17 protein-coding genes are annotated in these 15,322 nt (G+C 59.1%); 10 read left to right on the top strand and 7 right to left on the bottom strand.

The window, feature by feature from the left end; genetic code table 11:
- Positions 1-4 precede the first annotated feature (4 nt).
- Entirely contained in the window at positions 5-910 is a 906-nt protein-coding gene (locus tag GIR22_RS03570) for an AraC family transcriptional regulator (protein WP_154741971.1), read from the bottom strand.
- Positions 911-1,012: 102 nt separating this feature from the next.
- Between GIR22_RS03570 and GIR22_RS03565 the strand changes: the two genes are divergently transcribed.
- The 6 genes from GIR22_RS03565 (at position 1,013) to GIR22_RS03540 (ending at position 5,802) form a co-directional block, all read left to right on the top strand.
- The gene (locus GIR22_RS03565; RefSeq protein WP_154741970.1) at positions 1,013-1,573 is read left to right on the top strand and encodes a carboxymuconolactone decarboxylase family protein; all 561 of its coding nucleotides are present in this window, start codon (positions 1,013-1,015) and stop codon (positions 1,571-1,573) included.
- Positions 1,574-1,648: 75 nt separating this feature from the next.
- Positions 1,649-2,710 (top strand): acyl-CoA dehydrogenase family protein, encoded by a 1,062-nt coding sequence (locus GIR22_RS03560; protein WP_154741969.1) that lies wholly within the window; start codon positions 1,649-1,651, stop codon positions 2,708-2,710.
- Complete coding sequence (locus tag GIR22_RS03555; protein WP_154741968.1) at positions 2,707-3,510, top strand: ABC transporter ATP-binding protein; 804 nt, start codon at positions 2,707-2,709, stop codon at positions 3,508-3,510. Before GIR22_RS03560 ends, GIR22_RS03555 begins: the two co-directional genes overlap by 4 nt.
- Positions 3,497-4,696, top strand: coding sequence for an ABC transporter substrate-binding protein (locus tag GIR22_RS03550; protein ID WP_154741967.1), 1,200 nt, complete (start codon positions 3,497-3,499; stop codon positions 4,694-4,696). Before GIR22_RS03555 ends, GIR22_RS03550 begins: the two co-directional genes overlap by 14 nt.
- Before the next feature lie 17 nt (positions 4,697-4,713).
- Positions 4,714-5,469 carry an ABC transporter permease subunit gene (locus GIR22_RS03545; protein WP_178122075.1) on the top strand — a complete coding sequence of 252 codons (756 nt, stop codon included), beginning with the start codon at positions 4,714-4,716 and terminating at the stop codon, positions 5,467-5,469.
- A gap of 138 nt (positions 5,470-5,607) precedes the next feature.
- Entirely contained in the window at positions 5,608-5,802 is a 195-nt protein-coding gene (locus GIR22_RS03540) for a hypothetical protein (protein WP_154741965.1), read from the top strand.
- 1 nt (position 5,803) lies between these two features.
- Here the strand turns inward: GIR22_RS03540 and GIR22_RS03535 are convergent, their stop codons facing one another.
- Positions 5,804-6,187, bottom strand: coding sequence for a fe2+ zn2+ uptake regulation protein (locus GIR22_RS03535; RefSeq protein ID WP_154741964.1), 384 nt, complete (start codon positions 6,185-6,187; stop codon positions 5,804-5,806).
- A gap of 292 nt (positions 6,188-6,479) precedes the next feature.
- Here GIR22_RS03535 and pvdQ point away from each other — a divergent pair, with 292 nt between their 5' ends.
- Entirely contained in the window at positions 6,480-8,750 is a 2,271-nt protein-coding gene (gene pvdQ / locus GIR22_RS03530) for a bifunctional acylase PvdQ (protein WP_154742047.1), read from the top strand.
- A 34-nt stretch (positions 8,751-8,784) separates the two neighbouring features.
- Here pvdQ and GIR22_RS03525 read toward each other — a convergent pair whose 3' ends face one another.
- The 3 genes from GIR22_RS03525 to GIR22_RS03515 all read right to left on the bottom strand — a co-directional run bounded on the left by GIR22_RS03525 (position 8,785) and on the right by GIR22_RS03515 (position 11,669).
- Positions 8,785-9,309, bottom strand: coding sequence for an AAA family ATPase (locus tag GIR22_RS03525; RefSeq protein ID WP_154741963.1), 525 nt, complete (start codon positions 9,307-9,309; stop codon positions 8,785-8,787).
- Positions 9,306-9,869, bottom strand: a complete 564-nt coding sequence (gene pnuC, locus GIR22_RS03520) for a nicotinamide riboside transporter PnuC (protein WP_154741962.1) — start codon at positions 9,867-9,869, stop codon at positions 9,306-9,308. Before pnuC ends, GIR22_RS03525 begins: the two co-directional genes overlap by 4 nt.
- Before the next feature lie 165 nt (positions 9,870-10,034).
- Positions 10,035-11,669 (bottom strand): methyl-accepting chemotaxis protein, encoded by a 1,635-nt coding sequence (locus GIR22_RS03515; protein ID WP_154741961.1) that lies wholly within the window; start codon positions 11,667-11,669, stop codon positions 10,035-10,037.
- 253 nt (positions 11,670-11,922) lie between these two features.
- On the opposite strand from GIR22_RS03515, the gene GIR22_RS03510 reads away from it, so the two are divergent.
- Positions 11,923-12,753: an undecaprenyl-diphosphate phosphatase gene (locus tag GIR22_RS03510; protein WP_154741960.1), complete on the top strand. Its 831-nt coding sequence runs from the start codon at positions 11,923-11,925 to the stop codon at positions 12,751-12,753.
- Positions 12,754-12,758: 5 nt separating this feature from the next.
- Positions 12,759-13,151, top strand: coding sequence for a DUF1294 domain-containing protein (locus GIR22_RS03505; protein ID WP_154741959.1), 393 nt, complete (start codon positions 12,759-12,761; stop codon positions 13,149-13,151).
- On the opposite strand, the gene GIR22_RS03500 is transcribed toward GIR22_RS03505, so the two are convergent.
- Both GIR22_RS03500 and GIR22_RS03495 read right to left on the bottom strand, forming a co-directional pair.
- Positions 13,134-13,496, bottom strand: coding sequence for an MmcQ/YjbR family DNA-binding protein (locus GIR22_RS03500; RefSeq protein WP_154741958.1), 363 nt, complete (start codon positions 13,494-13,496; stop codon positions 13,134-13,136). The genes GIR22_RS03505 and GIR22_RS03500 overlap by 18 nt on opposite strands.
- Complete coding sequence (locus tag GIR22_RS03495; protein WP_154741957.1) at positions 13,493-14,401, bottom strand: LysR substrate-binding domain-containing protein; 909 nt, start codon at positions 14,399-14,401, stop codon at positions 13,493-13,495. The genes GIR22_RS03500 and GIR22_RS03495 overlap by 4 nt, the downstream gene beginning before the upstream one ends.
- 126 nt (positions 14,402-14,527) lie before the next feature.
- Between GIR22_RS03495 and GIR22_RS03490 the strand changes: the two genes are divergently transcribed.
- Positions 14,528-15,139, top strand: coding sequence for an FMN-dependent NADH-azoreductase (locus tag GIR22_RS03490; protein ID WP_154741956.1), 612 nt, complete (start codon positions 14,528-14,530; stop codon positions 15,137-15,139).
- Positions 15,140-15,322: the final 183 nt, after the last annotated feature.

Here is a 15,322-nt window from a genome sequence, read left to right as displayed (position 1 = left end):
AGCGTTACCCTTGAGCCCTTCGATAGGCGCCGGGTTGCTGCCCGGTAACCTTGTGGAAGGCTCGGGTAAATGCTGCCACAGACTGATATCCGACGGCCAGGGAAGCATCCGCCACCGTGTGGTGGTTCTTGAACAACTGGCAGGCGTGGCGCATACGCATCATCAGCAAGACCTGCCCTGGCGATTGCCCAGATAGATCATGGAAACGCTTGAAAAATGCCGAGCGGGACAACCCCGTGCACGCCGCCATGCTCTCCAGGGTCCAGGGCTCGGCAGGTGTAGCGATCAGTTGCTCCAGCAGGCCGGCAAACGCCGGTTGCCGGGCCAGCGCTGCCAGGCCGCCGAGTTCGGCGTTGTCGACTACGTGTTGGCGCAGGACATAGAGAAACAACAGATGACAGAGGCGCTCCAGCAGGGCCGAGGACGGCGCTGGTCTGCGCTGGCACTCCTGCAGAATCAGTTCAAACAGATTGCGCGCCGCCAACAGTGACGGATCGCCGGCCCGCAAGATGATCCAGTTGGGCAGGGCGTCAACGATCATTGCCGACAGCCCCGAATGAAAATGAAAGAAGCCGCACACCAGGCCCACACCGTCAGTAGCCTCGGCATCCAGTGGCAGCATCGCGCGGCGCGGGCATTCCTGGGCGGCGGCTGCCGTGGCTTCGCCCGACAAGCGATAACTGAAGTCTTGCAGCAGAAACAAGGCATCGCCGTTGTTCAGCAAGATTGGAGTGCAATCCCTATCAATGTGCAGCCAGCACTGCCCCTGTACAATCAGGTGAAAGCTGGCGTTGGCCACGCCATGGGTGCTGGCATGCCAGCCACCGCAATAACGACCGACATGAAATAGACTGGTGTCGACTTCAAAGCTATCTAATAACCACTCGACAAGCGAATTGGACGAATTCATCTAATGGAAAGACTCTAGAGCAAGTAATTGCTACTTTAAACTATTGAGCGGTTTTTTTATAACCAACAAACTTGGGGCACGAATCAATCAGGAAAACACTCCATGTCCCGTGTACCCATGCTGACTCTGGAAACCGCACCGGAAGCGGCCAAGCCGTTCCTCGAAAACGCCCTCAAGGGCTCAGGTTTTATCCCGAACCTGCTGGCGGTGCTGGCCAATGCCCCGGCTGCGCTGGAAACCTACATCACTGTTTCCGGTCTGAATGCCAAGGCTGAGTTGAGCCTGGCGGAACGAGAGGTGGTGCAGTTGATCGCGGCGACAACCCACGGTTGCGATTTTTGCGTTGCCGGGCACACTGCGGTAGCGCGCAACAAGGCCAAGCTCCCGGAAGACGTCATCGATGCCCTGCGCCAACGTGGCGAGTTGCCCAACGAGCGTTATGAGACACTGGCCGCCTTTACCCGGGAAGTGATCTCCACTCGTGGTGATGTCAGCGACGCTGGTTATGAACAGTTCCGTGCAGAGGGTTACACCGACGCTCATGCCCTGGAAGTTATCCTGGGTGTCAGCCTGGCCACGTTGTGCAACTTCGCCAATGTATTTGCCCGTACGCCACTGAACCCGGAACTGGCGCAATACCGTTGGGAAAAACCTGCAAACTGATGCTCTATGTACTCAGGTAGAAGCTGCACGTTGGCCTCAGCGATGGTCAACACGCTGTAACAAGGAGAAACACCCATGCTTGACCCTACCTTGAGCCGCTGGCTCGATGTTCAAGCGCAAGCCCTGGATGTGGGCAGTTGCGATCCACAGGAAGTACTGCCACGGCTGGCAGAGGCCAACGTATTGCGTATTGGCGTGCCAAAAAACCTGGGCGGCCTTGGCGGCGATGTAGCCGGGGCCGTAGAGGCGATTGCCGATGTGGCCAGTCATTCCCTGGCGGCGGCCTTTGTCTGCTGGGGCCAGCGCTCGTTTATCGAATACTTGCTGCAAAGCCCCAATGAGCGCCTGCGTGAACAGCTGCTACCGGACCTGCTCAGCGGGAAACTCGCTGGCGCCACCGGCCTTTCCAATGCAATGAAGTTTCTTTCCGGCATCGAGGCCTTGCAGATCAATGCCGAGCCGACTGATGACGGCTGGACCTTCAATGGCCGCCTGCATTGGGTGACGAATCTGCGCAAGAACGGTTTTGTGGTGGCCGCTGCCATCGAACATAACCACGGTGGCGCACCGTTTATCATGGCAATTCCCGATTCGGTGGCTGGCCTGCAGCGCTCTCGCGACCTGGAGTTGCTTGGCCTGCAATCGAGCAACACTGCTGCACTTGGCCTGGAAGGCGTGGAGCTGAGCCGTGATTGGCTGCTTCATGAAGATGCCCGTAAATTCCTGCCGGCGGTGCGCCCAGCGTTCCTCGGCCTGCAGTGCGGCATGTCCATCGGCCTGGCCCGGCGCTCCCTGGCCGAGGTGGCCAATCACCTTGGGTCCAGCCGCACGGTATTGCGTGAGGAGCTGGAGGCGCTGCGGGCGACCCTCAATCATCTGGTCACCGAGCTCAAGCAAGGGTTACTGTCCGCTCGCTTCGGTACTGCACCGGCGTCGTTGTTCCGCCTGCGCATCGCCCTGGCAGAAACCGCTGCCAGCGCAGTGCACCTGGAGTTGCAAGCCAGCGGCGGCAAGGCCTACCTGACCGCCCATGGCAGTGGTTTTTCCCGGCGCTGGCGCGAGTCGGCATTTGTGCCGATCATCACGCCGAGCCTGGTGCAGTTGCGGACCGAGTTGGCACGTCAGGCCGGCTTATGAGTCAGGCGGTTTTGCAGGCCGAAGGGGTTTGCCTGGGTTACGCCAGTGGGCCGGTACTGGCAGATTTCAACCTGCAACTGCAGCCCGGTGAAGTGGTGTCGATCCTCGGCCCCAGCGGCGTAGGCAAGTCCAGCCTGTTGCGAGTGCTTGCCGGCTTGCAGGCGCCTCAGGGTGGCAGCATTCGGTTGCTTGGCGAGCCCTTGAGTGGGGCCCATCCACGGGTGGTGGTGGCGTTTCAGGACCCAAGCCTGTTGCCGTGGTTGAACCTGGAAAAAAACGTCGCCTTTGGCTTGGACTTCGCTCGCCAGCCGCACTTGAGCCACCAGGAACGCCGCGCCCGGGTTGACCACGCGATTGCCGCCGTAGGGCTGGAACATGCCCGCTTGCAATTCCCCGCGCAGTTGTCCGGCGGCATGGCCCAGCGCACTGCGCTGGCCCGCTGCCTGGCGCGCCAGCCGCAAGTGTTGCTGTTGGATGAACCTTTCGGCGCACTGGACGAAGTGACCCGCGCCGATATGCAGCACTTGCTGCTCAAGGTCAATCGCGAGCAAGGCTCGGCAGCGGTGTTGATCACCCACGACATTGATGAAGCTCTGCTGCTTTCCGACCGGATTCTGCTATTGGGTGACCGCCCGGCGCGAACCTTGGGGGAGTGGCGCATCGACCTGCCGCAGCCGCGTGAAGAACAGGTCGAGGCGATCGGCATACTGCGCATTGATATTCTCAAAACCCTGCGGCGAGCGAGCCGTGCCTCACCCCATCCCCCAGAATTATTGGAGCCTCAACATGTGTCTGGATGACCTGACCCACTCGCGCCGTGATTTTCTCAAACTCTCGGCCGTACTCAGTGCTGCTGGAGCCCTGCCATTGCTGAGCAGCCTTCAAGCCCGTGCCGCCGCCGAACCGGATGCGCCAGTGCGCATTGGTTACCTGCCGATCACCGACGCCACGCCGCTGTTGGTGGCTCACAATAACGGCCTGTTCGAAGCCGAAGGCATCAAGGCCGAACGCCCGGTGCTGCTGCGCAGTTGGGCCCAGGTGATCGAGGCGTTTATCTCCGGCCAAGTCAACGTGATTCACTTGTTGTCGCCGATGACCGTCTGGGCGCGCTATGGCAGCAAGGTGCCGGCCAAGGTGGTGGCATGGAACCACGTGGGCGGTTCCGGGCTGACCGTATCGCCGGGGATTACCGAGATCAAGCAGTTGGGCGGCAAGTCGGTGGCGATCCCGTTCTGGTACTCGATCCACAATGTGGTGGTGCAGCAACTGTTTCGTGATAACGGCCTGACCCCGGTCAGCCGGGCTACTGGCAGCACCCTGGCGGCTAACGAAGTCAACCTGATCGTGCTGTCTCCCTCAGACATGCCGCCAGCCCTGGCCAGCAAGCGTATCGACGGCTATATCGTCGCAGAGCCGTTCAACGCCCTGGCGGAGAACCTCAATGTCGGCCGGGTGCAGCGCTTTACCGGTGATGTGTGGCGCAATCATGCGTGCTGCGTAGTGTTCATGCATGAGCACGACTTGACCCAGCGTCCCGAGTGGTCGCAAAAGGTGGTCAATGCCATCGTCAAGGCCCAGGTCTGGACCCGTGATAACCGCGAAGAGGCGGTCAAGTTGCTGTCCAAGGACGGCCCTAACCGCTATACCCCCCACGCCGAGCCGGTGTTGAGCAAAGTATTGGCGCCACCGGCCAGCGACCGTGCCGCTTACCTGGCTGATGGCGCGATCCAGCACGCCAATTGGGATGAACATCGTATCGACTTTCAGCCGTACCCATTCCCCAGCTATACCGAAGAACTGGTGCGCCGCCTGAAAGACACGCTGATCGAGGGCGACAAGCGCTTTCTGGCTGATCTGGATCCAGCGTTTGTCGCCAAGGACCTGGTGGATGACCGCTTCGTACGCCACGCCATCGAGGCGGTGGGCGGCATGAAGACCTTCGGCTTGGCCGACAGTTTTGAGCGCAGCGAGGAGATTGGCGTTTGAACGACCGCAAAACCGTAGTGTGGCCGGGCTGGTTGCTCGGCCTGAGCGGATTGGCCGGGCTATTGTTGCTTTGGTGGCTGGGGGTGAAAGTGTTTGGCGAGGCGGGCGGCTTGTCCGCACGTTTCTCGTTGTCGGCCACCCTGGCCAGTTTGTGGGAGTTGTTGGGGCGTAGCGAGTTGTACCTGCACATCGCTGTCAGCCTCAAACGGATCTTTGTCGGGTTGTTCCTGGCTTTGCTGGTGGGCGTGCCTTTGGGATTGCTGGTGGGCCGTTCGCGCAACCTGGAGGCCGCCACCACTCCGGCGTTCCAGTTTCTGCGGATGATTTCGCCGCTGTCGTGGATGCCCATCGTGGTGATGTTGATGGGGGTAGGGGATCAGCCGATCTACTTCCTGCTGGCCTTCGCGGCTGTCTGGCCGATCCTGCTCAATACCGCCGCCGGTGTGCGTCAGTTGGACCCACGCTGGTTGCAACTGAGCAAAAGCTTGAGCGCCACACGCTGGGAAACCTTGCGCCGGGTGATTATCCCGGGAGTGATAGGGCATGTGTTGACCGGCGTGCGCCTGGCCATTGGGATCCTGTGGATCGTGCTGGTGCCATGCGAGATGCTCGGAGTCAGCGCGGGGTTGGGTTATTACATCCTCGACACCCGTGATCGGCTGGCCTACTCGGAGCTGATGGCGATGGTATTGCTGATCGGCCTGCTGGGTTTTGCCCTCGATGCGTTTGCCCGGTGGCTGCATCAGCGCTGGGTGCATGGCGCGAATCATTGAGCCCTGTCGGACAAGCCAAAGCTTTTCATCGCCTGTAACATGAGACCGCGCAAACCCCGGCACATCCCCTTGATGGGTAGGTGCCGGAATGCTTGACGATACACAGTGGATACAATTTTTCAGGTTCAGGAACCGGTCATGACCCAAAAACAACGCTTGAAATACTCGATTCTGATTTCCCTGGTGGTTCTGGGGACTATGTTTGGCTTGTCCTATTTGCAGAACACCGGGGCTATCAGCGAAAAAACCTTCCAATACATCGCCATTGGCGTGGCGGTGGTCGTAGTGGTGATCAACGGCGTGATGCGCCGCAAGGTCAAGCCCAACGCCTGACTCACATCCCTGGGCTTTCAAGGACCTTGGCAGCCTGTTCATGCAGGCTGTAGGTCTTGTCGGCGTTAAGGGTGAGCACGCCCTCGCTGCACAGGCGCTTGAGCACCTCGCGCACGCTGAGAAAAGACAACGGGATGCCCAGTTCCAGCAAATGACTGTGGACCCCTCGCACCCCCAGGTTGCGCTGGTTGTTGGCTGCGGTGAGCAGGGCATCGATGACCTTCAGCCGGATCAGGCTGGTGCGCAGGCCAAAACACTTGAGCAGATGACGAATACGCTGGTTGCCATGCTGCTCAGGCGTCTTGCCGAGCGTTGTGGCATCGGCGCCAAAAGCGCTGTCGTGCGTCGATGAGTGACCTTCCGTGGGCGGTTGCGGGCTGTACATGCAAAAAACTCCTTATCAGAGCCTGATCAGGAAAATGATGGCGCTCTTAGTGGATAAGACGAACGAGCAGTGCAAATCATGAAGTGCACAATGTAGAAATTTTGTCGGTATCAAGTCTGTGACACATCGAGACACCAGAACCGGCCCTCAATCGCTAAATTTCTCCTGAACGCCACGTCTCTACTTGAAGGGTTCATTCCTGCTGTCATGGCAGGCACCCCAAGTTGTTCTCTTCATCAACGTGCCAGGAGTCCACGTGGGTATTTTCAAACAGTTTTCGCAGACAGCCTTTATGGGGATGTTGCTGGGTGTGAGCCTTTGTGCCTGCGTTCAAGTACAACCGCTGGACAACCCCACCGAAATCCGCCGTACCAGTTTTGGCGTGCCCCATATTCTTGCCAAGAACGAGCGCGGGCTGGGTTATGGCATTGGCTACGCTTATGCCCAGGACAATCTGTGCCTGCTGGCGAATGAAGTGGTCACCGTAAACGGTGAGCGCGCCAGGTATTTCGGGGCCGAGCAATCCACTCTGGAGCGGCGCAACAATCTCACCAGCGATATGTTCTTCACCTGGCTGAACACCCCGCAAGCGGTTGCGGCGTTCTGGATGGCCCAGACCCCGCAGATGCAGCAGCGGATCGAAGGCTACGTGGCGGGCTACAACCGTTATTTGAAGGAGCGCACCGCCCATGGCCTACCCGAGCAGTGTCAAGGCGCCTGGGTACGGGCGATTACCCCTGAAGACTTGGTCAAATTGACCCGACGGTTGCTGGTGGAAGGCGGTGTCGGGCAATTCGCCGAGGCCCTGGTGGGTGCCAGGCCCCCTGACAGCACCGCAGGTGTGCTGCCAGCGCCCCAGGCATTTGAGGTTGCGAGCGCCAATCAACAGCGTTTTACCCTGGATCGCGGCAGCAACGCGGTAGCGGTAGGGCGTGACCGTTCGTTCAATGGCCGCGGGATGTTGCTGGCCAACCCGCATTTCCCGTGGGTTGGTGGAATGCGCTTCTATGAGATGCATCTGACCATTCCCGGTCAATTGGATGTGATGGGCGCAGCCTTGCCAGGGTTGCCGGTGATCAACATCGGCTTTAACCAGCACGTGGCCTGGACTCATACTGTAGACACGTCCAAGCACTTCACCTTGTACCGCTTGACCCTGGACCCGAAAGATCCAACGCGCTACCTGTTGGACGGCAAGTCTGTGCCGATGGATAAAACCAGCCTCACGGTGCAGATGAAAACCGCCGATGGTGGCAGCAAAAGCCAATCGCACACGGTCTACAGTTCGCAATTTGGCCCCGTGGTGCAATGGCCGGGCAAGCTGGATTGGAATAGCCAATATGCTTTTAGCCTGCGTGACGCAAACCTGGGCAACGACCGGGTATTGCAGCAGTGGTACGCGATGAACCGCGCTGGCAGCCTCAAGGAATTACAAACCTCTGTACATACCCTGCAAGGCATTCCCTGGGTCAACACCGTGGCAGCAGATGACCAGGGCCAGAGCCTGTATATGAACCTGTCGGTGGTGCCCAACGTCAGTGCGAAGAAACTGGCGCAATGCAGTGACCCTCGCGCTGGCCTGCGATTCATTATGCTCGACGGCGCTCATAGTGCCTGTGCCTGGGACGTTGATCCACGTGCCGCCCAGGTCGGAATTTTCCCCGCCGACCAATTGCCGCAATTGGAGCGCAATGATTATGTACAGCACTCCAACGACTCGGCGTGGATGGTCAACCCCAGGGCGCCATTGACAGGGTTCTCACCGCTGATCAGCCAGGACAGCATCGGTTTGGGCGCACGTACGCGTTTCGCCTTGCAGCGCTTGCAGGAACTGGATAAGCAACCGATCACCCCGGCTGACCTGCAGCGCATGGTCATGGATAACCAGGTGTACCTCGCCAGCCAAGTCATGCCGGACCTGCTGCAATTTTGCAAAAAAGACCTGGGCGCTGATGCCACCACCTTGATGCCTGTGTGCGACAGCCTGAAAAACTGGGACCAGCGCGCCAATCTGGACAGCGGCCTGGGGCTGGTGCACTTCATCAACCTGTTCAAGCAACTGCAACACGAGCCTGATGTGTGGCAGGTAGACTTTGATCCGGCACAACCGCTCACCACACCGCGGGGGCTGGCCATTGATCGGGCGCCGGTGGCCAAGGCGTTGCGTGAGGCGATGCTGGCCTCGCAAGTTGAAGTGATCAAGCTGGGGTTGAATCAGGACAGTCGCTGGGGTGAGATCCAAGTGTCCGGTAAAACCCCGATTCACGGCGGGCCGCAAGAGCTGGGTATTTATAACGCGATGCAGAGCGTGCCCCACAAAGACGGCAAGCGTGAAGTCATCAGTGGCAGCAGCTACCTGCAAATCGTCACCTTTGACGACAAGGGCCCCAAGGCCGAAGGGGTCTTGGCGTTTTCGGTGTCCAGCGACCCGGCCTCCACGTATTCGCAGGACCAGACCCAGGCGTTCTCCAGGAAGAAGTTGAGCCCGTTGCCGTTTACCGAGCAGCAGATCAAAGCGGATCCGCAGTACCAACTGCAGGTGATCAGCGAGAAGGATAAATAAAACCGGATAGGGCGAGGGGAGAAGCGTCGGTGCATCACCTTCGCAGCAGTTGTTCCACCGCTGCAAATGCCCTGATACGGCGTTCCTCCCAATCGCCCCGAATCACCAGGAACGGTTGCCGATGCTGTTCCAGCCACGCTCGGCTCGCCTGGAAAAACGCCAGGCGATCCGCCAGTTCCGGCTGGCAACGCTGCCCATCTTCCGCCCAGCCGACATCCTCGGGCGACAGTAGCAAGTGCAAGTCGTAGTGCCGGGCCAGCAGTTCACTGTCGAGCCATCCGGGGTAATCGCCAAACAGCGTCAGGCTCCACAGCTTGTTGGTCAGCAGGTGAGTGTCGAGAATCAACAGTGCAGGCTGTTCCGCTCGTGCGGCGTCTTCCCAGGCCAGTTGGCCGTGGGCAATGCCCGGAATATCGTCCAGGGTGGTGTCGCGCTGGTGGTAGTCGATGAAATAGCGCACATATTCCCCGACCATCACGCCACCAAAATGTGCCTGCAATTGCGCTGCCAGCCAGCTTTTACCGCTGGACTCGGGACCGGCCATGACCACCACTTTCATGCCCGCAACGCCGGATCAGCACGCCACTCGCGCCAACCTTGCACCGCGATCACGGTGAACAAGGCATAAAGTGCAGCGGTGAGGTACAGGCCCTTGTAGAGGAACAGGCCGACAAAGATCACATCTACGACAATCCACAGCGGCCAGCACTGCACACGCTTTTGCGCCATCCACATTTGCGCTACCAGGCTGAAACCGGTCAAGGCGGCGTCCAGCCAGGGCTGGGCGGCATCGGTCCAGTGGGCCATGGCAGCGCCCAGAAGCAGACTGCCCATGGCGCCGACGGCCAGGCTCAGAAGGATCGGTTGCAGGCCAAGGCTGGTGACCTGACGGCCTTGCCTGACCTCACCGGCCCGGGTCCACTGCCACCAGCCGTACAGTTGCAGGGCGGCGTAGACCACTTGCAGCAACATATCGGAATACAGCTTCACCTCGAAAAACACCCAGGTGTACAGCAATACCATCACCAGGCCGATGGGCCAGCACCAGGGGTTCTGTTTGACCGTCAACCAGACGGCGATCACCCCCAGCGCGGCGGCAAACAGTTCAAGCCCGGACATGGGGTTTCCTTGGGGAGTGGGAGAGGGCGCCGATTGTAACCAAACAGGCACCTTTATAGGAGCATGGACTACTCCAGCGGCTACAAGGATTGCTTGTGTAGCCGCTGTCGAGGCACGAGGCTGCGATAAGGGCCGCAGGACCTTCAGAAGTTCTGTAGGCATGTATCAGATCTTGAATTGGCGCAGTAACCCACCCAACTGTTCACTCAAGCCCTTCAAATGTGCACTGGCGACACTCGACTGCTCGGCGGCCAACTCCGTGCCGTGGGAAAGCCCGGCTGCCTGGGTGACGTTCTGGTTGATGTCTTCCACCACATGGGCCTGCTGCAAGGTGGCACTGGCAATCGAGGCATTCAGGCCATTGAGGTTGCGCAAGGCCTGGCCGATGGCGTTAAGGCTGGCACCGGCCTGGCCGGCTTGTTCGATCGTCAGTTGTGAGGCCAGGTGACTGTCGCTGATGACCTTGACCGCCGCTTCCGAATGGCCTTGCAGGCGTTCGATCATGGCCTGGATTTGCGCGGTGGATTTTTGCGTGCGCTGGGCCAGCAGTCGTACCTCATCGGCCACGACCGCGAACCCACGTCCTTGCTCACCGGCGCGGGCCGCTTCGATGGCTGCGTTGAGCGCCAGCAGGTTGGTCTGGTCGGCAATGGAGCGGATCACTTCCAGCACGCCGCCGATCTGGGTACTTTCGCTGGACAGGGTGCGGATCACTTCCACGGCCTGGTTGATGGTGGCGGACAACTGATCAATCTGTTGCAGGCTGCCGTCGATATTGACTTGCCCCTGCTCGGCCTGGGCTTGGGCGTCGCGCATCTCGCTGGCCGCATGCTCGGCGTTCTTGGCCACATCCTGTACGCCATAGGTGACTTCGTTGATTGCCGTCGCCACCAACTCCATTTGCTGGGATTGTTGCTGGCTGCGGTCATGGGCCTGGCTGGCGTTGCTGCCCAGTTCGGCAGATGACTGGCCGAGGGCATTGGCACAATCCTGTAGCTGGCCGACCACCTGGCGCAGTTTGGTGGTGAGGCTATTGAAGTGACGAGCCAGTTGGGTGACTTCGTCCTGGCCGTGGGTGTCGAGGCTGCGGGTCAGGTCGCTTTCGCCGCTGGCGATATTGGCCATGGCGCTCACTGCTGCTTGCAGGGGGCGAACGATACTGCGAGCGATCAACACCACAAGCAGGGCCATGATCACGGCGATACCCAGACCCATCATCGAGGCTTTCCATACCTGGCCACGGAACTCGGTTTGTACATCATCGACGTAGACGCCCGAGCCGATGATCCAGCCCCAAGGTTCAAACAGTTGGATATAGGATGTTTTTTCCACCGGCGCCTCGGCCCCAGGCTTCGGCCAGCGGTAATTGACCATTCCGGCACCCTTGGCCTTGGCCAGGGTGACAAACTCATTGAACACGGCAAAACCGTCCGGGTCGCGAATCGCCGACAGGTTCTGGCCGTCCAGCTTGGGGTTGACCGCGTGCATGATCATGACGGGCGTCAGGTCGTTGATCCAGAAGTAATCGTCGTGGTCATAACGCAGTCCGCGTATCACGCTCAAAGCCTGCTTTTGCGCAGTTTCACGGGTCAGCACGCCAGTGGTTTCCAGGGTGTGGTAATAGGCCAGCACCCCGTTGGCGGTCTGTACCACATGTTGGGTCTGCTGGCTCTTGGCTTGGTAAAGATCGCCATGGATCTGCTTGAGCATCAGCAGGCCCAGGGTCAGCAGCATCAACACGGCAACGATCAAGATCAACCAGAGGCGCCGGCTGATCGACATATTGCGCAAACTGTTCATGGTCCTGTCACTCCGTGTTTTTATAATGGTCAGTGCCGTATCAACACGCACTTCAATATCGCAAAGCGAAAATCGGGCTTGTCTGATAGGCTTTCGGCCCAGAATCAAAAAACCTGAGTCCTGCCTGATTTCTTACGGAATGTTTGCAGTTCGGTCTTGATCATTTGCGCTGGGGTATAAGCGCGCCTTTCGTTAGTGAACCACTAAAAAATATCGACGAGGCATGCCGCGAGCATGACCTTTTGGGGGAAGTATGGATCTTTGGACCGCCGCACAGGCATTGATATTAGGCGTTGTCGAAGGCCTGACGGAGTTTCTGCCGATCTCCAGCACCGGCCACCAGATTATCGTCGCCGACTTGCTTGAGTTCGGTGGTGAGCGGGCTATGGCGTTCAACATCATTATCCAACTCGGTGCCATCCTCGCGGTGGTCTGGGAGTTTCGGCGCAAGATTCTCGACGTGGTCACAGGCTTGCCCAGCCAACGTAACGCCCAGCGGTTTACCGTCAACCTGTTGGTGGCCTTTATGCCCGCAGTGGTGTTGGGAGTGATTTTTGCCGACCTGATTCACGAGTATCTGTTTAACCCGATTACCGTGGCCACGGCCCTTGTGGTGGGCGGTATCATCATGCTGTGGGCTGAGCGCCGCCAACATGAAATCCACGCTGAAACCGTCGATGAGATTACCTGGCAAGATGCCCTCAAGGTTGGTTTTGCGCAGTGCCTGGCGATGATTCCCGGTACCTCACGGTCTGGCTCGACCATCATTGGCGGCCTGCTGTTTGGCCTGTCGCGCAAGACCGCCACCGAGTTTTCGTTCTTCCTGGCAATGCCCACCATGGTCGGTGCAGCGGTGTATTCGGGCTACAAATACCGTGAGCTGTTTCAGCCCGATGACCTACCGGTGTTTGCCGTTGGCTTTGTCACCTCATTCATCTTTGCGATGATTGCGGTCAAGGGCCTGCTCAAATTCATCGCCAACCACAGCTATGCGGCCTTTGCGTGGTACCGGATTGTTTTCGGCCTGGTGATCCTGGCTACCTGGCAGTTTGGCTGGATCGATTGGGCGGCCGCGCAGGCGTGAAGAACATGAATAATCCAGCCATCCAACATCCGCGCTTCAAGGTTTTGGTATTGGTGTTGCTGTGTGCCTTGCCGGTGTTCGGCTCGGCACTGCTGTGGTATCGCAGCGTCTCGTTGATCCCGCTGGTGGCGTACAGCGGGGTCAGCATTGTGGCGTTCTTCCTGTACTGGAGTGATAAACGCAAGGCGCGCACCGACAGTTGGCGTACTCCGGAAAACGTCCTGCACGCGGTGGAGCTCGCGGGCGGCTGGCCGGGTGCGTTGATTGCCCAGCAAGTGTTTCGCCACAAGACCCGCAAGGTGTCGTACCAAGTGGTGTTCTGGGGGATCGTCCTGCTGCACCAGGTGTTCTGGATTGACCAGCTGTTTCTCGGCGGTACGTTATTGTCCCTGTTCTAGCAACAGGCCGACCTGCGTGCGCTTGGGCAGTTTACTCACCACCAGTTGGTGAGAGCGTTGCAGCAGGCCGCGCAGTTCTTCAGCGCCCAGAGGGTAGGGCGTTTCCATGATGATCCATTGCGCCCGCGCCAAGTAGGGTGCGGGGTGAATCCCCGGGCGATCCACATGCCCAAGGAACAGTTCTTTGTCGACCTTGAACGCCAGGGATTTGCCCCGCAGGTTCTGCAGGGCGAACATCTTGCTCCCGGCAATTGAGAACACCCGTACGCCACCCCATTTGTAGTCTTCCCGTGCGCCGGGCAGGCTCAGGCAGAAATTGGCAACGTCTTCCTCGCTCATTTTCATAGCAAACGGTCTCCACAGCTTTTGAAGGCTTCATCCAGAAAATCGATCCAGGCACGTATGGCCGGTAATACGCCGCGGCGGTGAGGGTAAACGGCCTGCAACCAGCCACCCGGTAAAGACCATTCGGGTAACAGTTGCACCAACTGCCCGCTGGCCAGCTCCTCTTCGCAGTACATCATTGGCAGCACGGTGAAACCCAGCCCGGCAATGGCGCAGGCCTTGCGTACCAGAAAATCGTCAATGCCCAGGCGCGCCTCCATGACCAAGTCCTGGGCATTACCCTGCGGGTCCAGAATGCGCAGGTGCACCAATCGGTCCGCTTCCAGGGCTCCCAGTACGGGCAACTGCTTGAGGTCTTCGAGGCTGTTGATCTGGCGATTACGCACGAATTCCGGGCTGGCAACCATCGCCGTCTGGGCCTGGCGCAGGCGCCGGGTCACCAGCAATGGGTCTTCATCCCCCTGTTCACGCACACGCAGTGCGACATCGATGCTCTCAGCCACCAGGTCCACGCGGCGATTGACCACCATCATTTCCAGTTGCACCAGTGGGTAGGCGGCGAGGAATCTGGCAACCACTGTCGGAAGCATATGTTGGGCCATTGCTGCCGGGCAACTGACGCGCAACCGGCCTCGCGGTTCGCTGGACATGCTGGCCACCGCCTCATCGGCCATTTCCGCTTCCAACAGCATCGCCTGGCAATGGCGAAGGTACCGCTCACCGACGGCGGTCAAGGTCAATTGTCGGGTGGTACGTTGCAGCAGGCGCACACCGAGGCGTTCTTCCAGCTCGGCAATGCGCCGCGACAGCCGTGATTTGGGAACCCCCAATAGCCGCCCTGCGGCGGCAAAGCCACCGGCTTCCACCACTTTGGCGAAATAATAAAGGTCGTTGAGATCTTGCATGCAAGGCCTATTGTCCTATCAGTGGGACGAACTATCGCATTTTAACCGACTAATCAGCTATTGGTTTCATCTGTAGGATTATCACAACTTGATCGCCCGGTGGCGGTCCACACTTGGAGATCCCCCATGAAACTATTGCATATCGATTCAAGCATCCTTGGTGACAACTCCGCTTCCCGCCAACTGAGTGCTGGCGTGGTCAAGGCCTGGCAGGCAGCTGAACCAAGTGTCGAAGTGACCTACCGCGACCTGGCCAGCGAAGGCATCGATCACTTCTCCGGCGCTACCCTGGGAGCTCTCGGAACTGCCGCCGAGTTGCGCAATGCGGTGCAAAAACATGAAGCCGACCTGAGCGCGCGGACCCTGGCCGAATTCCTCGCCGCCGATGCAGTGGTCTTGGCTGCACCGATGTACAACTTCACCATCCCAACCCAACTCAAAGCCTGGATCGACCGCATCGCAGTCGCTGGCCAGACCTTTCGCTACACCGAAGCCGGTCCTGAAGGCCTGTGTGGCAACAAGAAAGTGATTGTGGTCTCCACCTCTGGCGGTCTGCACGCCGGCCAAGCCACTGGCGTGGCTCATGAAGACTACCTGAAAGTTCTGCTGGGCTTCCTCGGTATCACCGACATCGAATTCGTCCGCGCCCATGGCCTGGCTTATGGTGACGAGTTGCGCAGCAAGGCGATGAGCGACGCCAATGTGCACATCAACGAGCAATTGTTCGCTGCTGCGTAAGGCTTGTGTAAATTTCAGCTCCCCTCGATATCCATCTGATTCGAGATGCCTAAACTCTGTATTCTGGTGGCCTGAAGCGGCCGGAGTACGGAGTTTTTTGGTTCTCGCGCTGCCTGCTATTTGACCCAGGTTATGCTGGCATGGGTTTAACCGTCCCTATGGTCACGCAGCAAAGGTGGACAT

Source organism: Pseudomonas karstica (assembly GCF_009707515.1).
Lineage (GTDB): Bacteria > Pseudomonadota > Gammaproteobacteria > Pseudomonadales > Pseudomonadaceae > Aquipseudomonas > Aquipseudomonas karstica.
Note: the sequence above shows the minus strand (reverse complement) of the source record. Positions and strands in the feature narration are given on the sequence as shown.